Origin of the sequence: Aeromonas sp. FDAARGOS 1417, from assembly GCF_019046985.1 — a bacterium.
Taxonomy (GTDB): Bacteria; Pseudomonadota; Gammaproteobacteria; order Enterobacterales; family Aeromonadaceae; genus Aeromonas; species Aeromonas veronii.
Window position 1 is genome coordinate 3,147,607 of the sequence record NZ_CP077221.1, and the last position, 24,894, is coordinate 3,172,500.

Consider the following 24,894-nt stretch of genomic DNA (forward strand, 5'->3'; position numbering starts at 1 on the left):
TGCCTGCTCGGCTGGCGTTGCATCTCTTCAGAAGACCTGTGGAAAAATGAGACGGCAGGGGGGATTGCCAAGGATCTTCTGTTATTTATCCAGTCATTCTTGGGGCATAATCTCGCCCAGTGATGATTAACCGCCGGGCCAGACCCGAGAGAAGACGCGTAATGAAAATATTGGTGATCGGCCCCTCCTGGGTCGGCGATATGGTGATGTCCCAGAGTCTCTACAAGGCGATCAAGGCCAACCATCCGGAGAGCGAGCTGCACGTGATGGCCCCCGCCTGGTGCTGCGCCCTGCTGGAGCGGATGCCGGAGGTGGACAAGGCGATCACCATGCCCCTTGGCCACGGTGACTTCAAGCTGGTGGCGCGCCGCCGCCTCGGCAAGCAGCTGGCAGCCGAGAAGTACGATCAGGCCATCGTCCAGCCCAACTCCATGAAATCGGCGCTGATCCCCTGGTTTGCCCGCATTCCGGTGCGTACCGGCTGGAAAGGGGAGCACCGCTTCGGCCTGCTCAACGATATGCGCAGCAACAAGTCCGCCTTCCCGCTGATGGTGGAGGGCTATCTGGCGCTCGCTTATCCCAAGGAGCAGATGAAGAGCCGAGCCGATATTCCGACCATTCCCCACCCCTCTCTGCACGTCGATCTGGTCAACCAGAGCAAGGCGCTGGAGCGACTGGGGCTGGATCGCGCCCGCCCGGTGCTGGTGCTCTGTCCCGGTGCCGAGTTTGGCCCGGCCAAACGCTGGCCGGAGGGCCACTACGCCGTGGTGGCCCAGCAGCATCTGGACGAAGGGTGGCAGGTGTGGATCTTCGGCTCCAACAAGGATGTGCCGGTCGCCAATACCATCCGGGATCGGGTCAATCTGCTGACCCGCCCCAACTGCCACGTGCTGGCGGGCAAGACCAGTCTGCACGAGGCGATCGATCTGATGGCGCTGGCCAGCCGGGTCATCTCCAACGACTCCGGCCTGATGCACATCGCCGCCGCCCTCAACCGGCCGCTGGTGGGCGTCTATGGCTCCACTTCGCCGCTCTACACCCCGCCGCTGGCGGATCGGGTCGAGATCGTCCACACCGACATCGAGTGTCGCCCCTGCTTCAAGCGCACCTGCAAGTTCGGCCATCTCAAGTGCCTGATCGACCTGGCGCCGGAGCAGGTGGTCGATGCCTGCAAGAAGCTGGAGCAGAGTCAGTAAGATGCCCTACCGTCTGCTCTACAACCTGCTGATCCATCTGGGATTGCCGCTGGCGCTGCTGGCCCTCTACAAGCCGAAGAAAGGCAAGCCAGGCTTTGGCAAGCGCTGGGCCGAGCATCTCGGGCGGCTGCCCGCCACCGGACAGGAGGCGCCGCTCTGGATCCATGCGGTGAGCGTGGGGGAGACGCTGGCCATCACGCCGCTCATTCGCGCCCTCAAGGCGGAGCGGCCCGATCTGCCGATCCTGCTCACCACCACCACCCGCACCGGCGCCGATCAGGCTGCCAGGCTGGGGGATCTGGTGATCCATCGCTACGCGCCGCTCGACTACCCCTGGGCCATTGCTGCCTTTCTCGACACCTTCAAGCCGCGCGCGCTCTGGGTGATGGAGACCGAGTTATGGCCGAACTGGCTGGCCGCCTGCGAGACGCGCCATTTGCCGGTGACCATCATCAACGCCCGCCTCTCCGAGCGATCCTGCCAGCGTTATGACCGCTTCCACGGCGCCTTCGACGCCCTGAGCCGGCCGTTGACCCATCTGCTCTGCCAGCATCAGGATGATGCCGACCGCTTCGCCCGCCTCGGCATCGATCGTTCGCGGCTGGCGGTGACCGGCTCCATCAAGTTCGACATCCAGTTTGGTGACGAGGTGCAGACCAAAGGGCGAGTCCTGCGCCAGCAACTGGGGGCGGATCGGCCGGTCTGGATCGCCGCCAGTACCCATCTGGGTGAGGACGAGCAGGTGCTGGCCGCCTTCGATCTGCTGCTCAAACGCCATCCCGCAGCGCTGCTCATTCTGGTGCCGCGCCACCCCGAGCGGTTCGACCGGGTGGCCGAACTGTGCGCCCCTTACGGCTGCGTGCGGCGCACTGATGGTGCTGCGGTGAGTGCGGAGGATAAGGTCTATCTCGGCGATACCATGGGCGAGCTGCCGCTGATGCTGGCGGCGGCCGATGTGGCCTTTGTTGGCGGTAGTCTGGTGAAGATCGGCGGTCACAACCTGCTGGAGCCGGCAGCCCTCGGCAAGCCCTGCCTGACGGGGCCCGCCTACTTCAACTTCAGCGATATCACTCGCCAGCTGGTGGCTCAGGGTGGCGCAGCCATCGTGGCCGATGCTGCCGAGCTGGGCGAGCGGGTGAGCCAGCTGTTTGCCGACGGCAACGCCCGCCGCGAGATGGGGGAGCAGGCCCGCGCCGTGGTGCTGCGCAATCAGGGAGCCCTGGCGCGCACCCTCTCTCATTGCCTCACCGCGTTGGAGAACGACTGAGTGTCAGCCTTTCATACAGTCCGGCCATAAAAAAACGGAGCGCGATGCGCTCCGTTTTGTTTTTGGCGGTGGCCGGGATTAGCGAACGATCAGCCCCAGCAGGATGCCGACCACACCGAAGTCGGAGTCGCTGAAGGTGGTGTTGGCGAAGCCGAGGTCGCCCAGTACCGGCAGCAGGAACACCGGCAGAATGGTGAGCAGCAGCAGGCCGTTGGCGAAGGAGCCCAAAATTGCGCCACGACGACCACCGGTGGCGTTGCCGAAGACTCCGGCAGCGGCGCCGACGAAGAAGTGCGGTACCACGCCCGGGATGATGACGGTCAGGCCCATGGCGTAGAGCAGCGCCATCCCCACCAGGCCGGCGGCAAAGCTCGACAGGAAGCCGATCAGTACGGCGTTGGGGGCGTAGGGGAAGACGATGGGGCAGTCGAGCGCCGGCTTGGCGTTCGGCACCAGCTTGTCGGAGATCCCCTTGAAGGCCGGTACGATCTCGGCGATGACCATCCGCACACCCTGCAGGATCACGTAGACACCGGCGGCGAAGGTGATGGACTGCATCAGGGAGAACATGAACCAGTGCTTGCCCTTGGCGACGCTGGAGACAAACTCGGGGCCGGCGAAGGCGGAGGTCACCAGGAAGATGATGCCCATGGTGAAGGAGATGGCCACCGGGGTATCGCGCAGGAACAGCAAGCTCTTCGGTACCTGCACATCTTCGCAGCTGTGGGCCTTGTTGCCGAACTTGGCGCCGATCAGGGCGGAGAGCACGTAGGAGCAGGTGGAGAAGTGGCCCAGCGCCACGTCATCGGAGCCGGTGATCTGCTTCATGAAGGGGTGGGCGATGGCCGGGAAGAAGACCATGGCGACACCGACCACCAGACTGCCCACCGCGATCAGCGGCACACCGCTCATGCCGCCGGCAGAGAGGATCACCGCCACCATCATCGACATGAACAGGGTGTGGTGACCGGTCAGGAAGATAAATTTCCACGGGGTCAGGCGGGCGATCAGGATATTCACCAGCATGGCGAAGAACATGATCATCGCCATCTCCTTGCCAAACGAGGTCTGGGCGATGGAGACGATGGCTTCGTTGTTGGGGACGACCCCCTTGATGCCGAAGGCGTGCTGGAAGATGACGGCAAAGTCACCCAGCGAGTTGATCACCAGAGTGGCACCGGCCCCCAGAATGACGAAACCCATGATGGTCTTGACCGTGCCCTTGATGCACTCGGTCACCGGTTTCTTCTGGGCAATCAGGCCGATAAGTGCGATCAGGCCGACCAGCACGGCGGGCTCGGACAGCACGTCAAACATCAGAAAGTTGAAAAATTCCATGGTCAGCTCCTGGCAACGGAAGATGCGGCCCGCAGGCCGCATGGAGGATCCTTAGAGGGCGCCCAGTTCGCGCAGGGCGGTGGCGAGCTTCTCTTTCATCGCGGCCTTGTCGACCATGTTGTCGAGGGCCACCAGACGGCCGTTGACGCCCATGCTCTGTAACTGCTCGGCGATGTCGCGGGTGGCGACAAAGATCTCGGCGCTTTCACTACCGGCGGAGGCCAGATCGCGGTGATCCACCTCGGCGGTGACTGCCAGCTCTTTCAGGATGCTCTTGATGCTCATCTCCATCATCAGGCTGGTGCCCAGACCGTGACCGCATACAACCAGAATTTTCATTGTCTCTTCCTCTGTCAGGTGCGCCGTGGCGCAGATCAGTAGCGCGCCAGAATGCGCAGGATGTCGTCTTTGGTGTCGGCCGCGATAATGGCCGCCACGTCCTCTTCATTCATAAACAGCTCGGCCAGCTGGGCGATGGTCTCCACGTGGGAGTTGCTGTCGCTGGCGGCCAGGGTGATCAGCAGCCGGATCGGGTCGTTGCCCTCGGAATCGAAGTTGACCCCCTGCTTGATGACGGTCAGCCCCAGACCCAGCCGGTTGACGCCGTCTTCGGGGCGGGCATGGGGCATCGCCAGACCGGGGCCCAGCACGTAGTAGGGGCCGAGCTCTTCATGAGAGCGAAACAGCGCCGCCACGTAGGAGGGTTCGATGGTGCCATTGGCCAACAGGGGCGCCGTTGCCAGCTCGATGGCGTGACGCCAGTCGCGGGCTGCGGGTTCGATGCGGATGACATCCTCGGTCAGCAGTTGAGTCAGCATGGTGGTGATCCGGCTAGTTAAGATGGCGCCAATCTATCGATCTTGCGGTGGTGAAACTGTGAGGGTGATCGCGAAAGTTAGCGCTATCAGGTAGCGCTAACATGAAACTGTGATAGCGCTATCACTTCACCCATTAACGGGAGCCATCTTGCCCCTGCGGTAGGGGAAAGAGAGTAGAATCGGCCCTGAGCAAATAGTCAGTGGCGCTCTTTTGCCTTAAAGTGAGCAGCCGCAAGCCGAGGAAGGGATGGATGTCAGAAGCGAAAAAGCGCCGTAGCACGGGTCGGGTGACCCTCAACGATGTGGCCCAGCTGGCCGGTGTGGGGGCCATGACGGTTTCCCGTGCCCTGCGCACGCCGGAGATGGTCTCCGACAGGATGCGCGAGCGCATCGAAGCAGCGGTGGAAGAGCTCGGCTATATCCCCAATCGGGCCGCCGGGGCGTTGGCCTCTGCGACTTCCCAGACCATCGTAGTGATCGTCCCGAGTCTGGCGGAAGCGGGCTGTGGCGAGATGATCGCTGGCCTGCAACAGACCCTGCTCGAGGAGGGTTACCAGATCATGCTGGGGGATGCCCAGCATCTGAAACAGCAGGAAGAGAGCCTGCTGACCAGCTTTTTGCAGCACAATCCGGCGGCGGTGGTGCTGTTTGGTGGCGATCCCGGCGAGACGATTCGTACCCGCCTGAAAGCCTCCCGCCTGCCGGTGGTGGAAGTGGGTGCCATGGCCCGCAGCCCCATCGACATGAATGTGGGGGTCTCCAACTTCGATGCCGGTTATCAGCTCACCCTCCACCTGATCGAGCGGGGCTACCGCAATATCGGTTTTCTCTGTGCCCGTCAGGAGCAGTGGATGCTGCAACAGCGGATGCAGGGCTGGCAGAAGGCGCTGCTCGACAACTACCTCTCCCCCGATGCCATCATCAACACCTCTGAGCGGCCCAGTTTCAGCACCGGCGCCACCATGCTGGGTGAATTTCTGCTGCGCTGGCCCGAGCTGGACGCGCTGATCTGCGTCAACGATGAACTGGCGGCCGGGGTGCTGTTCGAGTGCCAGCGCCGCCATTTGAATGTGCCGGGCAAACTCGCCATCGCCGGATTTGACGATCTGGATGTGGCGCGCGCCTGTTATCCGACCCTTACTTCGGTCAGGATCCCCTATCGCAAAATGGGGCAGGAGGCTGCCGAGCTGATCCTGCGCCAACTGGCCGGGGAGCCCGTGATGGGCACTGCGCTGGCCCTCGATTTTCAACTGCAAAAGCGTCAAAGCAGCTGATCCCCGTTTCACACGTCATCAAAGAGGCAACCATGTTCAAGGCTCTGTTACTGGAAAACCAAGACGGCAAGACTGTACCGACTCTGACCCGGCTGGCCGAGAGCCAGTTGCCGGAAGGTGAGGTGCGGGTAGCGGTGAGCTACAGCTCCATCAACTACAAGGATGGGCTGGCCATCACCGGCAAGGGCAAGATAGTGCGCCAGTGGCCGCTGGTGCCCGGCATCGACTTCGCCGGTACCGTGCTCGAGTCTGCCGACAGCCGCTATCAGCCCGGCGACAAGGTGGTGCTGACCGGTTGGGGCGTGGGCGAAGGCCACTGGGGTGGTATGGCCGAACAGGCGCGGGTCAAGGGGGACTGGCTGGTGCCATTGCCCGCCGGGCTGGATGAACGGCAGGCCATGTGCATCGGTACCGCCGGTCTCACCGCCATGCTCTGCGTACTGGCGCTGGAAGAGGCGGGCATTACTCCCGCAAGTGGCGAGGTGCTGGTCACCGGCGCGGCAGGCGGTGTTGGCTCCACCTCGGTTGCCCTGCTGGCAGCCCTTGGCTATCAGGTGGCAGCGCTGACCGGTCGGCCCGAAGAGCAGGGCGCCATGCTCACTGCGCTGGGTGCCAGCCGCATCGTGCCGCGCAGCGAACTGCTGGTGCCCGCCAAACCGCTGGAGAAGCAGCTGTGGGCCGGGGCCATCGATACCGTCGGCAGTCAGGTGCTGGCCAAGCTGCTGGCCCAGATGAACTATGGCGGCGCCGTGGCGGCCTGTGGGTTGGCGGGCGGCTTTGATCTGCCTACCAGTGTGATGCCCTTCATCCTGCGCAATGTGCGGCTGCAGGGGGTCGATTCGGTGATGTGCCCGCTGGCACGTCGTCAACTGGCTTGGCAGCGACTGGCACGGGATCTGCCAGCCAGCTTCTTTGCTCAGGCGGTCACCGAGATCGGGCTGGAGCAGGTGGTCGAGGCTGCCGAGGCCATCACGCTGGGTCAAATCGCGGGGCGCACTCTGGTCAAACTTTGAACTCTGACGACTGGCGAGCCCGACATTTCCGGATAGAATTGGATTGCGGGTGAACTATCCAAGGAGAGTGAAGATGGGTGGACACAAGCCGGATTACGACTCCTCTGATGATGATTGGGAGCCGGATTCCTGGGAAGAAGAGCTGGATCAGTGGGAAGATGAAAGCTGGCAGGATGATGACACTTTCGATGACCAGTGAACCACGGCATTGAACGAACAGGCGGGCTTTGGGCCCGCCTGATTTTTTTGCCGCGCTCACATGGCTGAGCGTTCGTCCTTGGTCAGGGGCGGGGCGCTGGGTAGAATGAACTGCCCAAATGACGCTCAAGGATGACTATGCGACTCTCCATCATATTGTTGGCTGCCCTGCTGGGTGGCTGTGTCTCCAACGATGACCCTTGCGAGAAGGTGTGGAGTGAGGTTGGGGAGGCGGATGGCAAGCTGGGCTTCACCACCGAGCGGATCGAGTTCCATCAGGGGCAATGTGGCAAGAAGGTGGATGCCGAACTGTGGAAGCAGGGACATCAGAAGGGATTGGCATGGTATTGCCGCCCCGAGCATCTCTATCTGGCTGGCCGCTCAGGCGAGGAGTATCGCGGCGTTTGCCCGAATGATACCCAGGCACGCAGATTGTTCGAACAGGGGCGTCAGGGGTGGACCGATCAATAACGCCCTGACAGGGAGGGGCGTTACTCCTCTTTCAAACGCAGCGGCTGGCAGAGGTAACCCTTGTCATTGGCACTGCGGGCGCACTTGCTGCAGACAAACTTGGGTTTGCGCACGATTTTTCTCAGCGCCTTGAGATCGGTGGGGATCTCGTGACGGCGCCATTCACACAGGGTTTTGCTGCCCATAACGACTACCTCTACGACTTGACGGCCGTATTGTAATCGATTTTCATTTCGAATAAACCGGCAAAGCTCGCTTATTGGCCGATATGCCAATAAGCGATTGTTTCGGGATGGATTACTGGTAGAGGAACTTGGTGAAGATAAGCTCGCGCACCGCTTTCTTGCCGGTCTCTTTCACCAGCAGTTCGTTGACGGTTGTCTCGCACTCCTTGCGCAGCTCTTCTCGGTTGGTCAGGGACTTCACTTGATCGGCATTTTTGCTGCCAATCAGACGGATGATGGCATCGCGGATCAGCGGGTCATGCTGCTCCAGCAGCTTGAGATCGGCCTCGTTTTCCGCCATCAGCTCTACCGTGACCCGGATATAACCGAGGGTTTTGCTATCACTCAGGTAGTTGGTGATGATGTCGGGATCGAGCGCGTGGTAGGAGAAACCGGGCTTGGCAGCCCCCTCTGCGCCCTCGGCGGGCGGCTCATCTTCAGCCAGAGCTTGCTGCTGCAGGGCGCCACAGCTCAGTAACAACACCAGCAGAATTTTGAAGATCTTCATATAGATGGCTCATCAGCAAGAGATAACCCATTTTTGATGTTGCCATCGGGGCCGTCAAGCACGGATGTTCTTACATTTCGCTATTGATTTACGGATAATAAACCGGATTTTAACCTGAACACGGAAATCTCTGGATGGTGAAGCTGTGAAGTCCGAGTTGACTGTTCCCCTCACGCCGTTAAGCGGGTGGCTGGCCCCCGAATGTTGCGAATTGCCCGCCAGCTTGCGCCCCTGGCTGCTGGAGCCCGGCTCCATGACCCGGCGGCTGCGTCAGCACAATCGCCACTTTTCGGTGGAGTGGCTGGGCAATCACCCGGTCGCCCTTACTGCCGATGAGCAGTGGCTGGTGGATTCGGCCTCGCCGGCCGGTACCTGCCGTGAGGTGATCCTGCACGGGGATCGTGGACCCGCCGTGCTGGGCTGGACCCTGTTTGCCGATGACGCACTGCAAGGGAGCGGCATTGCCGAGCTTGGCGATCAGCCGCTGGGTGAGCGGGTATTTGGCCATGAGCCAGCCCGCCGCGATCATCTGCAACTGGCCCGTTTCGATATTACCGCCAATCCCCGTTGCCCGGCCGCCACTGTCTGGGGGCGTCGTTCCCGTCTGTTTCTGGGGCAGTGGCCACTGCTGGTGCACGAGCTGTTTCTGCCCTCTCTCGTCTGTGACAAGGAGCTGGAGTGAATCTGTTAACCAAGGAGCGGGGACTTGCCTATATGCAGTTGGCCCGCGTCGACAAACCCATAGGCACTCTGCTGCTGCTGTGGCCAACCCTGTGGGCGCTCTGGCTGGCCGCTGGTGGCCTGCCCAATCTCTGGGTGCTGACCGTATTTGTGGTCGGGGTCTTTCTGATGCGCTCGGCAGGGTGCGTCATCAACGACTATGCGGATCGCAACTTCGACGGTCATGTCAAACGCACCGCTGGTCGCCCCTTGCCCACGGGCAGAGTCAAGCCGTGGGAGGTGCTGGCGCTCTTCTTCGTGCTGGCGCTTATTTCGTTTGGTCTGGTGCTGACCATGAATCCGCTCACCATCGGTCTGTCGTTTGTCGCCCTGCTGCTGGCGGTGAGCTACCCCTTCATGAAGCGCTTTATCTCCAATCCCCAGCTGGTGCTCGGGATGGCCTTCTCCTGGTCGATCCCGATGGCCTATGCGGCGCAGGCGGATGCCCTGCCGCTGGTGGCCTGGTTGCTCTTCTTCGCCAATCTGCTCTGGACGGTGGCTTACGACACCCAGTACGCCATGGTGGATAGGGATGACGACCTCAAGATCGGCCTCAAATCCAGCGCCATCCTGTTTGGTCGTTACGACAAACGGATCATCGGCGCATTGCAACTCTCGACGCTGCTGCTGCTGCTGGCGGTCGGGCAGCTGATGACGCTGGGGGGCTGGTATTACTGGGGATTGCTGGGGGCGGCGGTGCTGTTTGTTTATCAGCAGCGGCTCATTCGCGAGCGGCAGCGGGAAGCCTGCTTCCAGGCGTTTCTGAACAACAACTATGTGGGGGCGCTGGTGTTTGCCGGTCTGGTGCTTGACTACCTGCTGGCGTGATTGCGCCCCGAGTAAAACTGGATAAAAAGAAGGCCGCATCATGCGGCCTTCTTTGTTTGCGTTGCAGATCAGAGCTGATTGCCTGCCTGAATGGTGCGGCGGATCTTGTTGCTCAGCAGCGGCACTATGTTGTCGGCCAGCGCCTGGAAGCGGCCGAGATCCGGCTTGCACTCGGGAGAGAGGTAGCCCTCCTTGCGCAGCGTGTGGATCAGGGTGCTGAACAGCTTCTGGTCGAAGAACTCGGGGGCGTTGATGCCGTGCAGGGTGCCGAGGCGCTCTGCCATCATCAGGCCGTCCGCCTCCAACTGCTCCGCCTCGATATGAGGCTGGGCCAGCACCCGGGTCAGCACGATGGCGTAGCGTTGCAGGGTCTCCTGAATGCTCTCCGCCAGCAGCAGCAGGCGCATCTGGTTGGCCGGATTGACCCAGTAGCCGTCATCGCGGGTCTCGATCAGTTGCTGGGTCTGCAGCGCGTCGAGCAGGCTGTCGACCAGCGCCGGCAACGCCTCCTCTTCATAACGCAGGAACAGCTCGGTCTTGAGCAGCGGATAGATGTCGATGCAACGAGCCATGATCTCGCTGCGGGAGATCCCTTCACACCGTTCGATCAGTGCCGCCACCAGAGAGGGCATGGCAAACAAGTGGAGGATGTTGTTGCGGTAATAGGTCAGCAGGATCGCCTGATAGCGGTCCAGACTGATGATCTGCCCCAGTTTGTCCTCGCTCACCTCGAACTTGTTGAGCTCCATCGCCTGATCCAGCAGGGTCTTGGCATCCTCATCCGGAATGGTGCTCTGCGGGCTGTAAGGCACCGCCTTGAGCAGATCCAGATAGGTGTTGAGCTGGGCCTGCAATTCGTCGCGGGTCAGGGCGTGGCGCTCGGCGGCCAGCAGCGCCAGCGCACTCAGGGTCAGGCCGTTGACCGCGGCAGCGCCGTTGATGCGGGTCATCAGCAGTTCGGCCAGATTGTTGACGGTGCCCGCCATCCACTCCGGACGTTCCTCTTCCCCGATGTGCTTTTTCCAGTCGGGAATATGTTCGCTCAGGTAGCTGTTGAGGGTCAGCGGTTCGCCGAAGTTGACGAAGCCACGGCCGTAGTTACGCAGCTTGCGCAGGATGCCGAGCACCTGCAGGAAGCTCTCCTTCTCCTTGCGGCTCCCTTTGAGCTCGTTGTGGTAGGTGTTCACCTCCATCACGTGCTCGTAGCCCAGATAGACCGGCACCAGAGTGACCGGCCTGTCCAGCCCGCGCATCATTGCCTGCAGGGTCATCGCCAGCATGCCGGTCTTGGGCGGCAGCAGACGGCCGGTACGGGAGCGACCACCTTCGGTGAAGAACTCTACCGAGTAACCCTTGGCAAACAGCAGGTTGAGGTATTCGCGGAATACCGTGCTGTAGAGCGGGTTGCCCTTGAAGGTGCGGCGAATGAAGAAGGCACCGCCGTGGCGGAAAATCGGGCCCGCCGGCCAGAAGTTGAGGTTGATGCCTGCCGCGATATGGGGCGGCACCATCCCCTGGTGGTAGATGACGTAGGAGAGCAGCAGGTAGTCCATGTGGCTGCGGTGGCAGGGAACGTAGACGATCTCGTGCCCTTCCTGCGCCAACTGGCGCACCTTCTCGGCGCCATTGACCGACAAACCGCGGTAGAGCTTGTTCCACAGCCAGCCGAGGAAGCTCTCGCCCAGGCGGATCAGCCGGTAGGAGAAGTTGGAGGCGATCTCGTCCATGTAGCCATGGGCACGCTTTTGCGCCTTCTCGAGGCTGATCCCTTCGCGCTGGGCCTCCTCTTCAATCGCCTGCTGGATCACCGCGGAGTCGAGCAACTGCTTGAACAGCAGGTTGCGGTTCGGCAGTTTCGGGCCGGTGGCAGCCAGCTGCTGACGGCTGAAGTGGGTTCGGGCCACTCGTGCCAGCTTGTGGGCGATGGCCTCGTCGGTGCCGTGTTTGTCCGCCATGTAGCGCAGGGAGAGCGGCGGCGAGAAGCGCACCAGATTCTCGCGACCCTTGAGGATCACGATGAGCGCCTTCTTCAGCCGGTTCGGCGCCAGGCTGCTGATGATGTTGAGGCCGGAGGCTTCTTCCCCTTCCCGACCCGGAGCGCGGCCCCAGAACAGGGTGACGGGCACTACCTGGATATCGAGTTCGGGATCCTGCTTGTGCAGATCCAGCAGCTGGTGGAACTCCTGCAGGAAGGGGAGCGGTTTGCTGCGTTTGCCAAACAGGGGAGGCGGACGATCCAGACAGACATAGCGCGGCAGCAGCTGGCCGTTCAGTTCCAGCGGCGTGAAGGGACCGGGCAGACCGAGATCCTCGCAGCACTGCTGCAGGGTCATCAGGTCGGTGATCGAACTGGTTTTCAGGGCATAGACGATGGGTCTGGCCGGATCCAGATTGAGTTCTGTGATGGGATTTTCCGGCAGGCTCTTGTGATTGACCAAGCCGCTGACCGGCCATTGCAAGATGGCTCTGGAAATCTTCTGTCCTAGGGACATGTGCGTCTGCTCTCCAAAAAAATGCGGCGTGAGCATAGCAAATCGACAGCCCCTTGTCGCCGAGAGGTACGATGAGTCGGCTGCGCAGGATCAAAACAGCAGTAAATGAGGGGGTTGGTTGCGACAAATGTCAGCTGCGCCTTGCCTTGGCCACTGCACTGTATATACTGCCAGTGTGCTGTATAAAAAGACAGGTGCCAATTCTATGAAACCCCTTACCCCCCGCCAGGCCGAAGTGCTGGAGCTGATCAAGGTGAACATGAGCGAGACCGGTATGCCGCCGACTCGTGCCGAGATTGCCCAGAAGCTTGGTTTCAAGTCGGCCAATGCGGCCGAAGAACATCTGAAGGCCCTGGCCAAAAAAGGGGTCATCGAGATCATGCCGGGCACGTCCCGCGGCATTCGCCTGTTGCTCGAAGAGGAAGAGGTGCTGGAAGAGAGCGGCCTGCCGCTCATCGGCAAGGTGGCTGCCGGTGAACCTATCCTGGCTCAGGAGCATATCGAGAGCCACTATCAGGTGGATCCTGCCCTGTTCCACCCGCGCGCAGATTTTCTGCTGCGGGTGCAGGGGATGAGCATGAAGAACATCGGCATTCTGGATGGCGATCTGCTGGCGGTGCACAAGACCCAGGAGGTGCGCAACGGTCAGGTAGTGGTCGCCCGTCTCGATGAGGATGTCACCGTCAAGCGCTTCCAGCGCAAGGGCAGTCAGGTATGGCTGCTGCCAGAGAATGAAGAGCTCTCCCCCATCGAGGTGGATCTCTCCTGCCAGCAGCTCACCATCGAAGGGCTGGCGGTCGGGGTGATCCGCAACGCCGACTGGATGTAATCATCTCCGCCAACTGCGTTTGCCACACGGCCTCCTTCGGGAGGCCGTGCTGTTTCTGGCGCACTTTCCTTGTCATATCAAACAGATCATCGGTGGCGGCATTTTTGTCCTGCGCGACCGGCTACCAATCATCCATTTCAGATATATGCTCAGATCAGTGCCCTGTCGCCGAGACAGGGCTTGGCGCCTCCCTCTGACCATCGCAATGCGCCGTGACGGGAGGGCCGGTAACAACGAGAATCAGGCAGTACACCTTCACGGGATATGAAGGGGGAGTGGGGAGATCCCGAGCCTTGTCGGGCAAAGGGGACCACTCGTAATGGTTGCAGATAGTCGTGACGGGCCTGTTCCCAGTTCAGGCCGGCGAAGCAACATGACCTGTCGGTCAAGGAGGACTGGTATGGCATCAAGATCGCCATGGGATTCAGAGGCTGGGGCTACGCCAGCAGAATCGTCTATCACCCGTTTTGTCAAAGGTAGCCGGATGACCTGGTTTTACGGTCTCTGGCTGCACCATCGTGGTTCGCACTGGACGCTCTGGCTGGGATGCCCGAAAGAGAAGGTGGTGCGTCTGGTATTGCTGTTCAAGCGTGGCCATGGCGATCGCCAGGGGGAAGAGGACTGGCTGGCCCCCGTGATTCCCATCGGCGTGCGGGCCATCGGCAAGATGTTGCAGCAGGGGCGTAACGCTCGCCCCTGAGCAGAAGAGACAAACAAATCCATTCATAACCGGCACCCGAGGGGGCCGGTTTTTTTATGGCCGCAACTGGCGATTAATTATGCCAAATGGTCGACTCCTGACAGGGCGTTGCACAAGGTTGAACCACCTTGGCGGCTCGCTGGGGTACAATGCCCCCCTCTTGTCCGGTCACTGCTGGCCATCTGCCTCGAACTGAAAGGGTCTCTTGTTATGATGAAGCTCCGCTATCCCCTGCTCTTTCTGCTGCTGACAGCCTGCCTGATCCTGGTGTTCTACGCCACGCAGCCAGAGCAACCGGAACAGGCCGATTATTATCCGGCGGGGCGGGACATCAATGATTTCGCCTTTACCGATGCGGACAACCAGCCGTTCACCCCTGCCAACCTGAAGGGGCACTGGACCTTCCTGTTTGTCGGTTACACCTTCTGCCCCGATATCTGCCCCACCACGCTGGCAGATATGCGTTCCGTCTATGACCAACTGAAGAAGATGGCGCCCGACAGTCAGGTGGTGTTTATCTCGGCGGATCCCCAGCGTGACGACATTCCACGCCTCAAGACCTATACCGCCTTCTTCAATCCCGAGTTCAAGGCAGCCACTGCCCCCCACGACAAGCTGTTCCCGTTCGTGCGCAATCTGGGGCTCATCTACTCCATCGCCAATCAGGGGGAGAAGGATTACCTGATCGATCACTCCGCCTCCATCGTGCTCATCAATCCCAAGGGCAAGCTGCAGGCGGTATTCCGTCCGCAAGTGGCGCCGGGTCAGGTGCCCAGGGTGCAGATGGCCACCATGCTCTCTGACTTCTCCCGCATCCTGAAGCTGGCAGGCCACTGAGCGTGACCCCAGCTGTTGCCCCCTGGTGGCGAGATCCCTCTCGCCACCGCGCCGTCTTTGCGCTCGCCCTGCCCATGGTTTTCTCCAATATCACCACCCCCTTGCTGGGGCTGGTGGACACCTGGGTGATCGGTCATCTCGGTCAGGCCTGGTTTCTGGGGGGCGTTTCGGTCGGTGCAACCCTGATCAACCTCATTTTCTGGCTGCTCGGCTTCTTGCGGATGTCGACCACCGGCCTGACGGCGCAGGCGCACGGCGCCGCCGACGGTCGTGCCCAGCTCGATACCCTGCTGCGGGCGCTGGGGCTGGCCATTGCTCTTGGCCTGGCGCTGCTGTTGTTGCTCTTCCCCCTGTTGCCACGACTGATCGCCCTGAGTGGCGGCTCGCTCGAGGTGCAGCTCTATGCGGGCCAATATGTGGCGGTGCGGATCTGGAGCGCCCCGGCGGCGCTCTGCAATCTGGTGATCATGGGCTGGCTGTTGGGGATGCAGGATGCCCGCAGCCCCATGGTGATGTTGATCCTCACCAATCTGGTCAATATGGCGCTCGATGCTCTGTTTGTGCTGGGGCTCTGCTGGCAGGTGCGGGGTGTGGCGGCGGCCTCGGTCATGGCGGACTACTGCGCGCTGGCGGTCGGGATCTGGCTGGTACGCCGTCAGCTGCGGCAACTGGCGCCGACGGTGTGGCAGGATGGTTGGCAGCGCTGGCGGCAGCTTGCGCCCATGGTGCGGTTGCTCGGCCTCAACCGCGATATCTTCCTGCGCTCCCTCTGTTTGCAGCTCTGTTTCGCCTTCATGACTCTGCAAGGGGCACGACTGGGGGATGTGGCGGTGGCCGCCAATGCGGTGCTGCTCAACTTCCTGATGCTCATCTCCTACGGACTCGATGGTTTTGCCTATGCGGTGGAGGCCATGGTAGGACGAGCCATCGGTCAGCGGGATCGGCAGAAACTGCGGGAGGCCATCGTGCTCAATCTGGGCTGGGCCGCCCTCATCGCCACTGGTTTTACCCTAGTGTTTGCCCTCTTCGGTGCCCACCTTATCGGCTATATCACCGACATTCCGGCCGTGGTGGCGGAGGCACATCGTCAGCTTCCCTGGCTGATCGCCATGCCCTTGCTGGCGGTCTGGTGTTTCCTGCTGGATGGCGTATTTATCGGGGCGACCCGGGCGCGGGAGATGCGCAACAGCATGTTGCTGGCCGCGTTTGGCGGCTTCTTCCCGATCTGGTGGCTCTGTCAGTCGTGGGGCGTGGCCGCGTTATGGGCGGCGATGGCAGCGTTGATGGTGGGGCGCGGTCTGTCGCTGGGGGTAACTTGCTGGCGGCTGGAGCGCAGCGGGCATCTGCTCGACGCCCGCCACTGATCATCGGTGGCGCTTACATGGCACCGTCGTAGCCGAGCTGGCGCCAGCTCTCGTAGACAAAGACAGACACCGCGTTGGAGAGGTTCATGCTGCGGCTCTGGGGCACCATAGGGATGCGTAGCCGCTGCTCGAATGGCAGACTCTCGATGATCTCGATGGGCAGGCCGCGACTCTCCGGGCCAAACAGCAGGGCGTCGCCAAGGGCATATTGTGCTGCCGAGTGCGCGGTGCGGCCCTTGGTGGTGCAGGCAAACACCCGCTTGGGCGCCACGGCGGCCAGAAAGGCCTCATAGCTCGGCCAGCGCTTCACCTCGGCAAACTCGTGATAGTCGAGTCCCGCCCGTTTTACCCGCTTGTCATCCCACTCAAATCCCAGCGGCTCGATCAGATGGAGCCGGTAACCGGTATTGGCGCAAAGCCGGATGATATTGCCGGTGTTGGGCGGAATTTCCGGCTGGTAGAGGACGATATCGAGCATGACGAGCTCCTGCAAAGAGGTGTAAAGCCAAGAAGGGGCGCCAGCATACCCAGCGCCCGTCCGGATGAAAAGGATCAGGCGATGGGCAAGCGGATGGTGATGGTCAGCCCGGTCGGGTGATTGTTGCTGGCCGCAATGGTACCGCCATGGCGCTGTATTGCCTCCGAGGCGATGGCCAGCCCCAGCCCGGTGCCGCCAGTTTTGGCGTTGCGGGCGTCATCGACCCGGAAGAAGGGCTGGAACAGCAGCGCCTGCTGCTCGTCTGGCACCCCGGGGCCGTCATCCCGAATGGTCATCACCCACTCCAGTCCCTCCCGATACCAGTCCACCTTGATGAACTCGCGGGCATATTTGAGGGCGTTGCGCAGGGGGTTCTCCACGGCCCGGGCCAGCAGCTCGGGCCACATCTGGATCGACTCTGCGGGCAGCGGCGGCAGTCTGAGCTGTTTGCCGCTCTGGTTTGCCTCGAACATGGCATCTTCGAGGATGGGTTCCAGCAGGTCGGCCAGCGGGTGTACCACCGGCGCCTCCACATGCTGCTGCACTCGCGACAGATCCAGCAGATCGCCGATCAGCTTGTCCAGCCGTCCGATCTCCGATTCGATCCGCGCCAGCTCGGCGCTGTCACCTTGCTTGCGGCGGATCAGCGCCTGCGCCAGTTGCATCCGGGTGAGGGGACTGCGCAGCTCGTGGGAGATATCGGAAAGCAGCTGTTTCTGCTTCTGGATCATGCTCTTGAGCGTCTCTACCATGCGGCTGACGTTGTCCGCCAGCTGGCCGATCTCGTCGCCCCGTCCCAGGTTGGGGATCTGTACCTCCAGATTGCCGGCCGCCAGTTGGGAGACCGACTTCTGCAACTGCAGGATGGGGCGGGTCAGCCGCCAGGCGAGCAGCAGGCAGAGCGGGGTGCTGACCAGCATCGAGATGCCCAGAATGCGGATCGGGTGATCCAGCACCTGAATGAACAGGAACAGATAGGGGTTCTCGGCATTGAGGCCGAAATAGACGTGATAGCGATGACCGTGGTGCTCCATCAGGAAGGGGCCGGCGATCGCCTTGCGATCCTCGTTGCCCAGCATGGGATTGGCCGGGTCGTCAGCATCCACCATAAAGCGCACCACGAACTTGCGCGGATGGGTGGTGGACTGGATCTGCCCCTTCTCGTCGCGCAGGTAGACGTTGTCCACCGGCAGCATGGCGATCTTGTCCATCGCCTTGGCCAGATCGAAATCTTGATCCGGCTCGGCGGCGTTGAGCAGGGCTTGCACGTTGTTCTGCATCCGCGCGACTTCGTGGGTCGGCAGCGGGATCTGGTTGCGGGGATCCAGGGTCGGCAGGCTGATCACGGCGGCCAGCATCACCAGCAGCATGAACCAGAACCAGAGGAAGATGTGGGTCGAGATCCCGTTGAGGGAGTTGATACGCTCTATTCTTGCTCTAGCCACAGGTAACCGCGCCCCCGTACGGTTTTGAAGCGGGGCTGGCCATCGGTGCGGTCCGGCAGCTTCTTGCGCAGGTTGCTCAGGTGCATGTCGATGGCCCGATCGAAGGGTTCCAGCTTCTTGCCCAGCACCTGCTCGGAGAGGTGGCTCTTGCTGACGATCTGGCCGGGATTGCGCAGCAGGCACTCCAGCAGGCCAAACTCGGTGGCGGTCAGCTCCAGCAGTTGTTCGCCGCAGCGGGCCTGCTGCAGGCCGGGTTGCAGCACGATATCCATGAAGTGCACTTCGTCGGAGGAGTTGCCGCGCTGGGGTGGGGCGCTCTGGGTACGGCGCAGGATGGCGCGTACCCGGGCCAGCAGCTCCCTGTCATCGAACGGCTTGGCCAGATAGTCGTCGGCACCCGCTTCCAGACCGTTAACCCGGTCCTGGCTGTCACCGCGGGCGGTCAGCATCAGCACCGGGGTGTCGTGGGTCTTGCGCAGCTTGGTCAGCATGGCAAAGCCGTTGAGCTTGGGCATCATCACATCCAGCAGCACCAGATCGAAGCTCTGCTCCGCCAGCCGTTGCAGCCCCTCTTCACCATCCTCGGCGACCGTGACCTGAAATCCCTCCAGGGTCAGAATTTCGGTGAGCAGTTGGGTCAATTCAAGATCGTCGTCGACCAGGAGTATTCTGTTCATCTGGTGTTATTCCGCAGATTTTCGCGCCAAACTGACGCCGGGGTCAGGGTATAATAAGTTTTTCATCGCCAGAGGAAAGCCGGTTTTGAGCCATCAACAATATTCCCGTTGGGTGACCTTTGCCAGCATAGCGGCGGTCACCACCGCTACCTTGCTGATCATCGGCAAACTGATCGCCTGGCTGATGACCGACTCATCGACCCTGCTGGCATCGCTCACCGACTCCTTCATGGATGTGAGTGCCTCCATCATCAACCTGCTGGCCATTCGCTATGCGCTTGCCCCCGCCGATGACGAACACCGCTTCGGTCACGGCAAGGCGGAGTCGCTGGCGGGCCTCATCCAGTCGGCCTTTATCTCCGGCTCCGCCCTGCTGCTGGTGATGCACGGAATTTCATCCCTGCTCAATCAGGCGCCTATTTTGCGGCTGGAGGCGGGTCTCTGGGTCAGCGGTGGCTCCATCGTGCTGACCCTGCTGCTGGTCAGCTTCCAGAGCTTTGTCATTCGCAAGACCAACAGTGTGGCCATCAAGGCCGACATGCTGCACTACCGTTCCGATCTGCTGCTCAATGCCGGTGTCTTGCTGGCGCTGGTGCTGGCGGGGCAGGGGTGGTACTGGGCCGATGGCCTGTTTGCCATCCTGATCGGGCTATTCCTGCTGTGGGGGGCGGGACACATCGGCTACGAGTCGGTGCAGGCGCTGCTCGATCGTCAGTTGCCAGCGGAAGAACAAGCGAGAATAATGGCGCTCTGCTGTGCCGTAGAAGGTGTACACGGCGTACATGACCTGCGCACCCGTCAATCCGGGCCGACCCGATTCGTACAGTTGCATCTTGAACTGGATGATCAGATCCCCCTGGTCAAGGCCCATCAGATCGCCGATGAAGCCGAACTGGCGGTACGCCAGGCATTCGAGCGGATGGATGTCATCATCCACATGGACCCCATCTCGGTGCTGACAAAAGAACAACAGAGCCCTCACCCAGAACAACAGTAGGCTGCAACATGGATGAACTGGTTGCCAAAACCTGGCACAAAATTCAGCAAGAAGCGGAGTGCATGGCGGCCCAGGAGCCGATGCTGGCCAGCTTCTTCCACTCCACCATTCTCAATCACAAGAATCTGCGTTCGGCCCTCAGCTTCCAGCTGGCCAACAAACTCGACAGCGCCACCATGCCCGCCATCGCCCTGCGCGAGGTGATCGAGCTGGCCCTGCGCAGCGAGCCCGAGCTGCTGACGGTAGTGGCGGCCGACATCTGCGCCGTGCAGGAGCGCGATCCTGCGGTCGATCTCTTCTCCACCCCGCTGCTCTATCTCAAGGGGTTCCATGCCCTGCAGGGGTACCGGGTCGCCAACTGGCTGTGGCGTCAGGGGCGCCGCTCGCTGGCCCTTTATCTGCAAAACCAGATCTCGGTGGTGTTCGGGGTGGATGTGCACCCGGCCGCCCGCATCGGCAAGGGGATCATGTTTGACCATGCCACCGGCATAGTGGTGGGCGAGACGGCGGTGATTGAAGATGATGTCTCCATCCTGCAGAGCGTGACCCTCGGTGGTACCGGCAAGGAGAGCGGCGATCGCCATCCCAAGATCCGCGAAGGTGTGATGATAGGGGCGGGCGCCAAGGTGCTCGGCAATATCGAAGTGGGCGTGGGTGCCAAAATTGGTGCGGGCAGCGTGGTGATCAACCCGGTGCCGCCTCATACCACGGTCGCTGGCGTACCTGCCAAGATCGTCGGCCGTCCGGAGTGCGACAAGCCTTCACTGGATATGGATCAGTGTCTCTGATCTCCCGGCCGGAGTAGTCGATGGCCAAACGCTGGTCGGGTTATCTGATTTTGGGGATGTGGCTGCTCAACCTGCTGCATCTCTATCTGGGACTCTCCCCCTGGCCTGCTGCCATTGCGGCCTGGGGGGCATCACTGCTCACCTGGCCCTGGCTGGTGGGGGCCGCCAAGCGGCAGGCGCTGGCCCTGTATGGCGCGGCGCTGTTGCTGCTCTTCTTCTCCTGGTGGCAGGGAGCGACCCTCACCGCCGGTGACTGGCTGCTGCCTAACATCAATATGCTCACCATGTTTGCCGCGGTGAGCACCCTCAACCTTGCCACCTCCGGCTTGCTGACCGGCACCACCTCCTGGACCGGGCGCAAGGGGCTGTGGAGCACCATGGCCAGCCTCAATCTGCTGGGGGCGGTCATCAACCTCTCGGTGCTCTTTATCATCGGCGATCGGCTGGAGCGCAATGGCACCCTGGAGCGGCGTCAGGTGATGGTGCTGAGCCGGGTCTTCTGTGCGGCTGCCTTCTGGTCACCCTTCTTTGTCGCCATGGCGGTGGCGCTCACCTATGCGCCGGGCTTGCAGCTCTCCCATATTCTGCCGTTCGGGATCCTCGCCGCCTTGCTGGCGATGGGGCTGACTGCCTGGCAGGTGGAGCGGATCGGGGTGGCCGACTTTGCCGGTTATCCGCTGCGGCTGCAGACCCTGGGGTTGCCGGTCACGCTGGCGCTGCTGGTACTGCTCATCAAGCAGATCTGGCCCCAGCTCGGCATTCTGGCGGTGATCGCGCTGGTGGCCCCGCTGCTGGCACTGCTCTTTATGCCGACGGTCGGGCGCAAGGCGGCCCTCAAGCGGCAGGTGGTGGAGCGCTTCCCCGCCATCGGCGGTCAGCTGGTGCTGTTTCTGGGGGCCGGTTTGCTGGCGGCAGGCATCAACAGTGCGCTGTCGGTCATCGATCTTGGCGCTGGCCACGGCCTGCCACTGTTCAACCACTTTGACTGGCTTGAGGCGTCCCTCACTTTGCTGCTGATCCTGCTGGTGGCCATCGTCGGGGTACATCCGCTCATCAGTATCTCCGGGCTGGCGCCGCTGCTCTGGCCGCTGGCGCCGGATCCCAGCCTGCTCGGCATGTGTTTCCTGTTGGGGTGGGGGCTTGCCACCGGCACCAGTCCGCTCTCCGGATCCAATCTGGCGCTGGCCTCCCGCTACAACCTCAGTGCCGGGCTGATCCTGCGCTGGAACCTGCTCTACGGCCTGCTGATGTATGTGGTCGCCTGTCTGTTGCTGGGGGCTTATATCGCCTTGCATGGATAACGGCGGCGCCGTCAGGAGGGTGCCAATGATGCGCGGGTGGCGGGGCTTTTTACGCACGGTTCAGTGTGTTGTCGCGGCTCTGGCGCAGGATGCGAGAAAAATAGACGCATATTTAGACAATACATCTATGGAAGGCGCATTTTACAGCGCACTGGCTTGTTTGTGCCGATGCGCTCGGGGTATGCTGGCTTCACGCGCTTGAATCGCCCTCTGTGGGGCATCGCAATTGAACAAACAGGTATGCATATGTCACTAGAAGTCCTTGAGCAACTCGAATCCAAAGTACAATCCGCCGTCGACAACATCTCCCTGCTGAAGATGGAGCTGGACGAGCTGAAAGAGCAGAACAGCAAGCTGCAAGACGAGAACCATCAGCTGCGCAACGAGCACACTGCATGGCAGGAGCGTCTGCGTGCCCTGCTGGGCAAAATGGATCAGATGGGCGAAACCATCTAATTCATCGCCTTCAGGCAGAATTGAAAACGGGCCGCTCCATGAGCGGCCCGTCTGTTTTTGGCGGGATGGGAATTACAGCGCCAGCAGTTGCTTGACCGTCTTCTCGATGCCGTCCGCCGCTTCGACTATGTTGTTGGCCAGCATGTAGGCGGGGGTGGAGATCACCTTGCGCTCCTGATCCACCACGAATTCGTTGACCGGGCAGTTGAGATGGCTGCCACCCATCGCCTCGATGGCGTTGGCGGTACCCTCGTCATGGCCGATGGTCGCCAGCGTCCCGGCACCATAGATCAGCGGGATCATGGCGGGTGCGATGCAGATATAGGCGGCCGGTTTGTTGGCTTTGGCAAAGCTCTGGCACGCTTTCAGCACATCGGGCTGGATCTGGCACTCGGCCCCTTTGATAGCGAAGTCGCACAGGTTCTTGGCAGCGCCAAAGCCGCCGGGCACCAGCAGCGCGTCGTAATCGGCCGCATCCAGCTCGGCCACATCCTTGATCTGGCCACGGCAGATGCGGGCCGCTTCGACCAGCACGTTGCGGCTCTCTCCCTCGCTCACTTTACCGGTCAGGTGGTTGATGACATGGAGCTGCGCCACGTTCGGGGCGAAGCACTGGACGGCGGCTCCCTGACGGGCCAACGCCAGCAGACTGATGACGGCCTCGTGGATTTCGGCCCCGTCAAAGACACCGCAGCCACTCAAAATCACGGCCACTTTTTTCATGGCAAACTCCTCGTTGTTGAAAATGTGAGCCAGGATGGATTGTTGTACTTTTGTATGGTTATCGCTCGCCCTCCGCTGGTCAAGTCATCTTGCTGTGCTAGGATTGTTTCGTTTTGGATCCTGCCGTACCAACTCCCTTAAATCTTTTTCCACATTGATCGAGATCATTCTAACTGTCTCGCGATCGGTTTTTACGATCTCAATGAATTGTTTTTAATAGATTTTTATATTCTTATGCACAGCTTTATCACTGTGCGCTCTGATGCGTCCCATTTTTGAACACAGAGTTATCCACAGATTGAGTCCCTTAATCAGGCGCTGTGTGCTGTTGCTGCGCCCCTTGGTGTGAGGGGGGCCCTGTGGCATCCTAGCGGCTGTTTATCTCTGGCAGGACGATTTCATGGCCCCTAGCAACCCCCTTATTCTGGTCGACGGCTCCTCTTATCTTTACCGCGCCTTCTTCGCCTCCCAGCAGGCCGATCTGCGCACATCGACCGGTTTGCCGAGCGGCGCCGTCCGTGTCATGGCCAACATGATGCGCAGCCTGCGCAAGCAATATCCTGACTGTCATGTGGCCGTGGTGTTTGATGCCAAGGGCAAGACCTTCCGCGACGACATCTATCCCGAGTACAAGGCGACCCGCGCCAGCATGCCGGACGATCTGCGCAGCCAGGTCGCGCCTATCCACCAGATGATCAAGGCGATGGGCTTTCCCTTCCTGATGGTGGAAGGAGTTGAAGCCGACGACGTGATCGGCACCCTGGCCCGCCAGGCGACCGAGAAGCAGCTGCCGGTGCTGATCAGCACCGGTGACAAGGATATGGCACAGCTGGTCTCCGACCATGTCACCCTGATCGACACCATGAAAGATGTGAAGACCGATCGGGAAGGGGTGATCGAGAAGTTCGGCGTACCGCCCGAGCTCATCATCGACTATCTGGCCCTGATGGGTGACAAGGTCGACAACATTCCCGGCATGACCGGTGTCGGCGAGAAGACCGCACTGGCTCTGCTGCAGGGGATTGGCAGCATCGACGAGATTGCCGCCAACCTCGACAAGGTCGCCGCCCTAGGCTTCCGTGGCTCCAAGGCGTTCGCCGACAAGTTCCGCGAGCAGGAGGAGCTGGTTCGTCTCTCCTATCGACTGGCGACCATCAAGACTGATGTCGAGCTGGAACAGAGTCTGGAAGAGCTGTTGCTCAAGCCGGTCGACAAGGAATCCCTGCTGGCGGTCTATCGCGAATACGAGCTGCGCAACCTGATCAAGGAGCTGGAATCCGGTGGTGAAGAGGGGAGCGAGAGCGCCGGACAGGGCGACGCTGGCGATGACAACACCGCTCCGGTTGCCGCCATCGAAACCGATTACCGCTGCATTCTGGACGAAGCCGAGTTTGACGGTTGGCTGGAACAGTTGAAAGCGGCACCGCTGTTTGCCTTCGATACCGAAACCACCAGTCTCGACTATATGGAGGCGCGGATCGTCGGTGTCTCCTTCGCGGTTGAGCCGGGCAAGGCTGCTTATGTGCCGTTTGGCCACGACTATCTGGGGGCACCGGTACAGCTAAGCGAGGCCGTGGTGTTGGGCAAGCTCAAGCCGCTGCTGGAAGATCCGACCCGTCTCAAGGTGGGGCAGAATCTCAAGTACGATCGCAACGTGCTGCTCAACCATGACATCGACCTGCAGGGCATCGCCTACGACACCATGCTCGAGTCCTACGTGCTCAACTCCACCGCCAGTCGCCACGACATGGATTCGCTGGCCAAGCGTTACCTCGGGGTTGAGACCACCTCCTTTGAAGATATTGCGGGCAAAGGGGTGAAACAGCTCACCTTCAACCAGATCGAGCTGGAGCAGGCCGCTCCCTATGCGGCGGAAGATGCCGATATCACTTTGCGCCTGCACCAGACCCTGTGGAGTCAGCTGGAGGCCGTGCCGGGTCTTGCCAAGGTAT

27 protein-coding genes (1 of these 27 only partly in view) are annotated in these 24,894 nt (G+C 61.3%); 17 read left to right on the forward strand and 10 right to left on the reverse strand.

Annotated elements, in window-relative coordinates:
- Positions 1–161 precede the first annotated feature (161 nt).
- Positions 162–1,196 (forward strand): lipopolysaccharide heptosyltransferase II, encoded by a 1,035-nt coding sequence (gene waaF, locus I6L47_RS14475; RefSeq protein WP_040069406.1) that lies wholly within the window; start codon positions 162–164, stop codon positions 1,194–1,196.
- A gap of 1 nt (position 1,197) precedes the next feature.
- Complete coding sequence (waaA, locus tag I6L47_RS14480) at positions 1,198–2,463, forward strand: lipid IV(A) 3-deoxy-D-manno-octulosonic acid transferase (RefSeq protein WP_216947680.1); 1,266 nt, start codon at positions 1,198–1,200, stop codon at positions 2,461–2,463.
- Positions 2,464–2,541: 78 nt separating this feature from the next.
- On the opposite strand, the gene I6L47_RS14485 is transcribed toward waaA, so the two are convergent.
- Genes I6L47_RS14485 through I6L47_RS14495 form a run of 3 tightly spaced genes read right to left on the reverse strand, consistent with a single transcriptional unit; the run spans position 2,542 to position 4,619 of the window.
- Positions 2,542–3,801, reverse strand: coding sequence for a PTS ascorbate transporter subunit IIC (locus I6L47_RS14485; protein WP_005357405.1), 1,260 nt, complete (start codon positions 3,799–3,801; stop codon positions 2,542–2,544).
- A 51-nt stretch (positions 3,802–3,852) separates the two neighbouring features.
- Positions 3,853–4,140 (reverse strand): PTS sugar transporter subunit IIB, encoded by a 288-nt coding sequence (locus tag I6L47_RS14490; RefSeq protein ID WP_139406838.1) that lies wholly within the window; start codon positions 4,138–4,140, stop codon positions 3,853–3,855.
- A 35-nt stretch (positions 4,141–4,175) separates the two neighbouring features.
- Positions 4,176–4,619, reverse strand: coding sequence for a PTS sugar transporter subunit IIA (locus I6L47_RS14495; RefSeq protein WP_005356016.1), 444 nt, complete (start codon positions 4,617–4,619; stop codon positions 4,176–4,178).
- A 251-nt stretch (positions 4,620–4,870) separates the two neighbouring features.
- On the opposite strand from I6L47_RS14495, the gene I6L47_RS14500 reads away from it, so the two are divergent.
- From I6L47_RS14500 to I6L47_RS14510, 4 genes are all read left to right on the forward strand, one after another.
- Complete coding sequence (locus I6L47_RS14500) at positions 4,871–5,893, forward strand: LacI family DNA-binding transcriptional regulator (RefSeq protein WP_216947681.1); 1,023 nt, start codon at positions 4,871–4,873, stop codon at positions 5,891–5,893.
- A gap of 32 nt (positions 5,894–5,925) precedes the next feature.
- Positions 5,926–6,906, forward strand: a complete 981-nt coding sequence (locus I6L47_RS14505) for an MDR family oxidoreductase (protein WP_216947682.1) — start codon at positions 5,926–5,928, stop codon at positions 6,904–6,906.
- 73 nt (positions 6,907–6,979) lie between these two features.
- A complete protein-coding gene (locus I6L47_RS22610) occupies positions 6,980–7,105 on the forward strand; it encodes a hypothetical protein (protein ID WP_005339521.1) in 126 nt (41 codons plus the stop codon).
- A 137-nt stretch (positions 7,106–7,242) separates the two neighbouring features.
- Entirely contained in the window at positions 7,243–7,575 is a 333-nt protein-coding gene (locus I6L47_RS14510; RefSeq protein ID WP_047434106.1) for a DUF2799 domain-containing protein, read from the forward strand.
- 20 nt (positions 7,576–7,595) lie between these two features.
- Here I6L47_RS14510 and I6L47_RS14515 read toward each other — a convergent pair whose 3' ends face one another.
- Positions 7,596–7,760: a hypothetical protein gene (locus I6L47_RS14515; protein ID WP_005339525.1), complete on the reverse strand. Its 165-nt coding sequence runs from the start codon at positions 7,758–7,760 to the stop codon at positions 7,596–7,598.
- A 112-nt stretch (positions 7,761–7,872) separates the two neighbouring features.
- The gene (locus I6L47_RS14520) at positions 7,873–8,307 is read right to left on the reverse strand and encodes a flagellar basal body-associated protein FliL (RefSeq protein WP_005339527.1); all 435 of its coding nucleotides are present in this window, start codon (positions 8,305–8,307) and stop codon (positions 7,873–7,875) included.
- A 145-nt stretch (positions 8,308–8,452) separates the two neighbouring features.
- Here I6L47_RS14520 and I6L47_RS14525 point away from each other — a divergent pair, with 145 nt between their 5' ends.
- Together I6L47_RS14525 and ubiA are read left to right on the forward strand one after the other, a co-directional pair.
- The gene (locus tag I6L47_RS14525) at positions 8,453–8,989 is read left to right on the forward strand and encodes a chorismate lyase (protein WP_058059072.1); all 537 of its coding nucleotides are present in this window, start codon (positions 8,453–8,455) and stop codon (positions 8,987–8,989) included.
- Positions 8,986–9,855, forward strand: coding sequence for a 4-hydroxybenzoate octaprenyltransferase (gene ubiA / locus I6L47_RS14530; protein ID WP_005339536.1), 870 nt, complete (start codon positions 8,986–8,988; stop codon positions 9,853–9,855). Before I6L47_RS14525 ends, ubiA begins: the two co-directional genes overlap by 4 nt.
- 68 nt (positions 9,856–9,923) lie before the next feature.
- Here the strand turns inward: ubiA and plsB are convergent, their stop codons facing one another.
- Positions 9,924–12,347, reverse strand: a complete 2,424-nt coding sequence (gene plsB, locus I6L47_RS14535) for a glycerol-3-phosphate 1-O-acyltransferase PlsB (RefSeq protein WP_216947683.1) — start codon at positions 12,345–12,347, stop codon at positions 9,924–9,926.
- Between the two features lie 205 nt (positions 12,348–12,552).
- Here plsB and lexA point away from each other — a divergent pair, with 205 nt between their 5' ends.
- The 4 genes from lexA to I6L47_RS14555 all read left to right on the forward strand — a co-directional run bounded on the left by lexA (position 12,553) and on the right by I6L47_RS14555 (position 16,077).
- Positions 12,553–13,176 carry a transcriptional repressor LexA gene (gene lexA, locus I6L47_RS14540; RefSeq protein WP_005339540.1) on the forward strand — a complete coding sequence of 208 codons (624 nt, stop codon included), beginning with the start codon at positions 12,553–12,555 and terminating at the stop codon, positions 13,174–13,176.
- Between the two features lie 484 nt (positions 13,177–13,660).
- Complete coding sequence (locus I6L47_RS14545) at positions 13,661–13,876, forward strand: hypothetical protein (RefSeq protein ID WP_254204750.1); 216 nt, start codon at positions 13,661–13,663, stop codon at positions 13,874–13,876.
- Between the two features lie 210 nt (positions 13,877–14,086).
- Complete coding sequence (locus I6L47_RS14550; protein ID WP_100647126.1) at positions 14,087–14,713, forward strand: SCO family protein; 627 nt, start codon at positions 14,087–14,089, stop codon at positions 14,711–14,713.
- 74 nt (positions 14,714–14,787) lie between these two features.
- Positions 14,788–16,077, forward strand: a complete 1,290-nt coding sequence (locus tag I6L47_RS14555; RefSeq protein WP_254204868.1) for an MATE family efflux transporter — start codon at positions 14,788–14,790, stop codon at positions 16,075–16,077.
- A 13-nt stretch (positions 16,078–16,090) separates the two neighbouring features.
- Here I6L47_RS14555 and trmL read toward each other — a convergent pair whose 3' ends face one another.
- The 3 genes from trmL to I6L47_RS14570 all read right to left on the reverse strand — a co-directional run bounded on the left by trmL (position 16,091) and on the right by I6L47_RS14570 (position 18,677).
- On the reverse strand, positions 16,091–16,555 hold the full coding sequence (gene trmL / locus I6L47_RS14560) for a tRNA (uridine(34)/cytosine(34)/5-carboxymethylaminomethyluridine(34)-2'-O)-methyltransferase TrmL (protein WP_005339545.1): 465 nt from the start codon (positions 16,553–16,555) through the stop codon (positions 16,091–16,093).
- A gap of 74 nt (positions 16,556–16,629) precedes the next feature.
- Complete coding sequence (locus I6L47_RS14565) at positions 16,630–18,000, reverse strand: ATP-binding protein (protein WP_005356054.1); 1,371 nt, start codon at positions 17,998–18,000, stop codon at positions 16,630–16,632.
- Positions 17,982–18,677, reverse strand: coding sequence for a response regulator (locus I6L47_RS14570; protein ID WP_005339549.1), 696 nt, complete (start codon positions 18,675–18,677; stop codon positions 17,982–17,984). Before I6L47_RS14570 ends, I6L47_RS14565 begins: the two co-directional genes overlap by 19 nt.
- 85 nt (positions 18,678–18,762) lie before the next feature.
- Here I6L47_RS14570 and I6L47_RS14575 point away from each other — a divergent pair, with 85 nt between their 5' ends.
- The 4 genes from I6L47_RS14575 to I6L47_RS14590 all read left to right on the forward strand — a co-directional run bounded on the left by I6L47_RS14575 (position 18,763) and on the right by I6L47_RS14590 (position 22,219).
- Complete coding sequence (locus I6L47_RS14575) at positions 18,763–19,674, forward strand: cation diffusion facilitator family transporter (RefSeq protein ID WP_005339551.1); 912 nt, start codon at positions 18,763–18,765, stop codon at positions 19,672–19,674.
- Positions 19,675–19,682: 8 nt separating this feature from the next.
- Entirely contained in the window at positions 19,683–20,462 is a 780-nt protein-coding gene (gene cysE, locus I6L47_RS14580) for a serine O-acetyltransferase (RefSeq protein WP_005339552.1), read from the forward strand.
- 20 nt (positions 20,463–20,482) lie between these two features.
- A complete protein-coding gene (locus tag I6L47_RS14585) occupies positions 20,483–21,763 on the forward strand; it encodes a hypothetical protein (protein ID WP_216947686.1) in 1,281 nt (426 codons plus the stop codon).
- Between the two features lie 246 nt (positions 21,764–22,009).
- Positions 22,010–22,219 (forward strand): cell division protein ZapB, encoded by a 210-nt coding sequence (locus I6L47_RS14590; RefSeq protein WP_005339554.1) that lies wholly within the window; start codon positions 22,010–22,012, stop codon positions 22,217–22,219.
- Between the two features lie 72 nt (positions 22,220–22,291).
- On the opposite strand, the gene elbB is transcribed toward I6L47_RS14590, so the two are convergent.
- Positions 22,292–22,942: an isoprenoid biosynthesis glyoxalase ElbB gene (elbB, locus tag I6L47_RS14595; RefSeq protein WP_216947687.1), complete on the reverse strand. Its 651-nt coding sequence runs from the start codon at positions 22,940–22,942 to the stop codon at positions 22,292–22,294.
- 400 nt (positions 22,943–23,342) lie between these two features.
- Between elbB and polA the strand changes: the two genes are divergently transcribed.
- On the forward strand, positions 23,343–24,894 hold the 5' portion of the coding sequence (gene polA / locus I6L47_RS14600) for a DNA polymerase I (RefSeq protein WP_216947688.1). The gene runs 1,214 nt beyond the window's last position; only the first 1,552 of its 2,766 coding nucleotides appear in the window; it begins with the start codon at positions 23,343–23,345; its stop codon lies off the right edge, out of view.

What these genes read in the sequence shown, in the direction of transcription:
- I6L47_RS14490 (WP_139406838.1), bottom strand. Translation starts at nt 4,140, where the DNA reads ATGAAAATTCTGGTTGTATGCGGTCACGGTCTGGGCACCAGCCTGATG.
- I6L47_RS14510 (WP_047434106.1), top strand. Translation starts at nt 7,243, where the DNA reads ATGCGACTCTCCATCATATTGTTGGCTGCCCTGCTGGGTGGCTGTGTC.
- plsB (WP_216947683.1), bottom strand. Translation starts at nt 12,347, where the DNA reads ATGTCCCTAGGACAGAAGATTTCCAGAGCCATCTTGCAATGGCCGGTC.
- I6L47_RS14550 (WP_100647126.1), top strand. Translation starts at nt 14,087, where the DNA reads ATGATGAAGCTCCGCTATCCCCTGCTCTTTCTGCTGCTGACAGCCTGC.
- waaF (WP_040069406.1), top strand. Translation starts at nt 162, where the DNA reads ATGAAAATATTGGTGATCGGCCCCTCCTGGGTCGGCGATATGGTGATG.
- I6L47_RS14495 (WP_005356016.1), bottom strand. Translation starts at nt 4,619, where the DNA reads ATGCTGACTCAACTGCTGACCGAGGATGTCATCCGCATCGAACCCGCA.
- elbB (WP_216947687.1), bottom strand. Translation starts at nt 22,942, where the DNA reads ATGAAAAAAGTGGCCGTGATTTTGAGTGGCTGCGGTGTCTTTGACGGG.
- I6L47_RS14555 (WP_254204868.1), top strand. Translation starts at nt 14,788, where the DNA reads ATGGTTTTCTCCAATATCACCACCCCCTTGCTGGGGCTGGTGGACACC.
- I6L47_RS14520 (WP_005339527.1), bottom strand. Translation starts at nt 8,307, where the DNA reads ATGAAGATCTTCAAAATTCTGCTGGTGTTGTTACTGAGCTGTGGCGCC.
- cysE (WP_005339552.1), top strand. Translation starts at nt 19,683, where the DNA reads ATGGATGAACTGGTTGCCAAAACCTGGCACAAAATTCAGCAAGAAGCG.
- I6L47_RS14545 (WP_254204750.1), top strand. Translation starts at nt 13,661, where the DNA reads ATGACCTGGTTTTACGGTCTCTGGCTGCACCATCGTGGTTCGCACTGG.
- I6L47_RS14500 (WP_216947681.1), top strand. Translation starts at nt 4,871, where the DNA reads ATGTCAGAAGCGAAAAAGCGCCGTAGCACGGGTCGGGTGACCCTCAAC.
- lexA (WP_005339540.1), top strand. Translation starts at nt 12,553, where the DNA reads ATGAAACCCCTTACCCCCCGCCAGGCCGAAGTGCTGGAGCTGATCAAG.
- I6L47_RS14485 (WP_005357405.1), bottom strand. Translation starts at nt 3,801, where the DNA reads ATGGAATTTTTCAACTTTCTGATGTTTGACGTGCTGTCCGAGCCCGCC.
- I6L47_RS14590 (WP_005339554.1), top strand. Translation starts at nt 22,010, where the DNA reads ATGTCACTAGAAGTCCTTGAGCAACTCGAATCCAAAGTACAATCCGCC.
- I6L47_RS14515 (WP_005339525.1), bottom strand. Translation starts at nt 7,760, where the DNA reads ATGGGCAGCAAAACCCTGTGTGAATGGCGCCGTCACGAGATCCCCACC.
- I6L47_RS22610 (WP_005339521.1), top strand. Translation starts at nt 6,980, where the DNA reads ATGGGTGGACACAAGCCGGATTACGACTCCTCTGATGATGATTGGGAG.
- I6L47_RS14585 (WP_216947686.1), top strand. Translation starts at nt 20,483, where the DNA reads ATGGCCAAACGCTGGTCGGGTTATCTGATTTTGGGGATGTGGCTGCTC.
- waaA (WP_216947680.1), top strand. Translation starts at nt 1,198, where the DNA reads ATGCCCTACCGTCTGCTCTACAACCTGCTGATCCATCTGGGATTGCCG.
- I6L47_RS14505 (WP_216947682.1), top strand. Translation starts at nt 5,926, where the DNA reads ATGTTCAAGGCTCTGTTACTGGAAAACCAAGACGGCAAGACTGTACCG.
- trmL (WP_005339545.1), bottom strand. Translation starts at nt 16,555, where the DNA reads ATGCTCGATATCGTCCTCTACCAGCCGGAAATTCCGCCCAACACCGGC.
- I6L47_RS14570 (WP_005339549.1), bottom strand. Translation starts at nt 18,677, where the DNA reads ATGAACAGAATACTCCTGGTCGACGACGATCTTGAATTGACCCAACTG.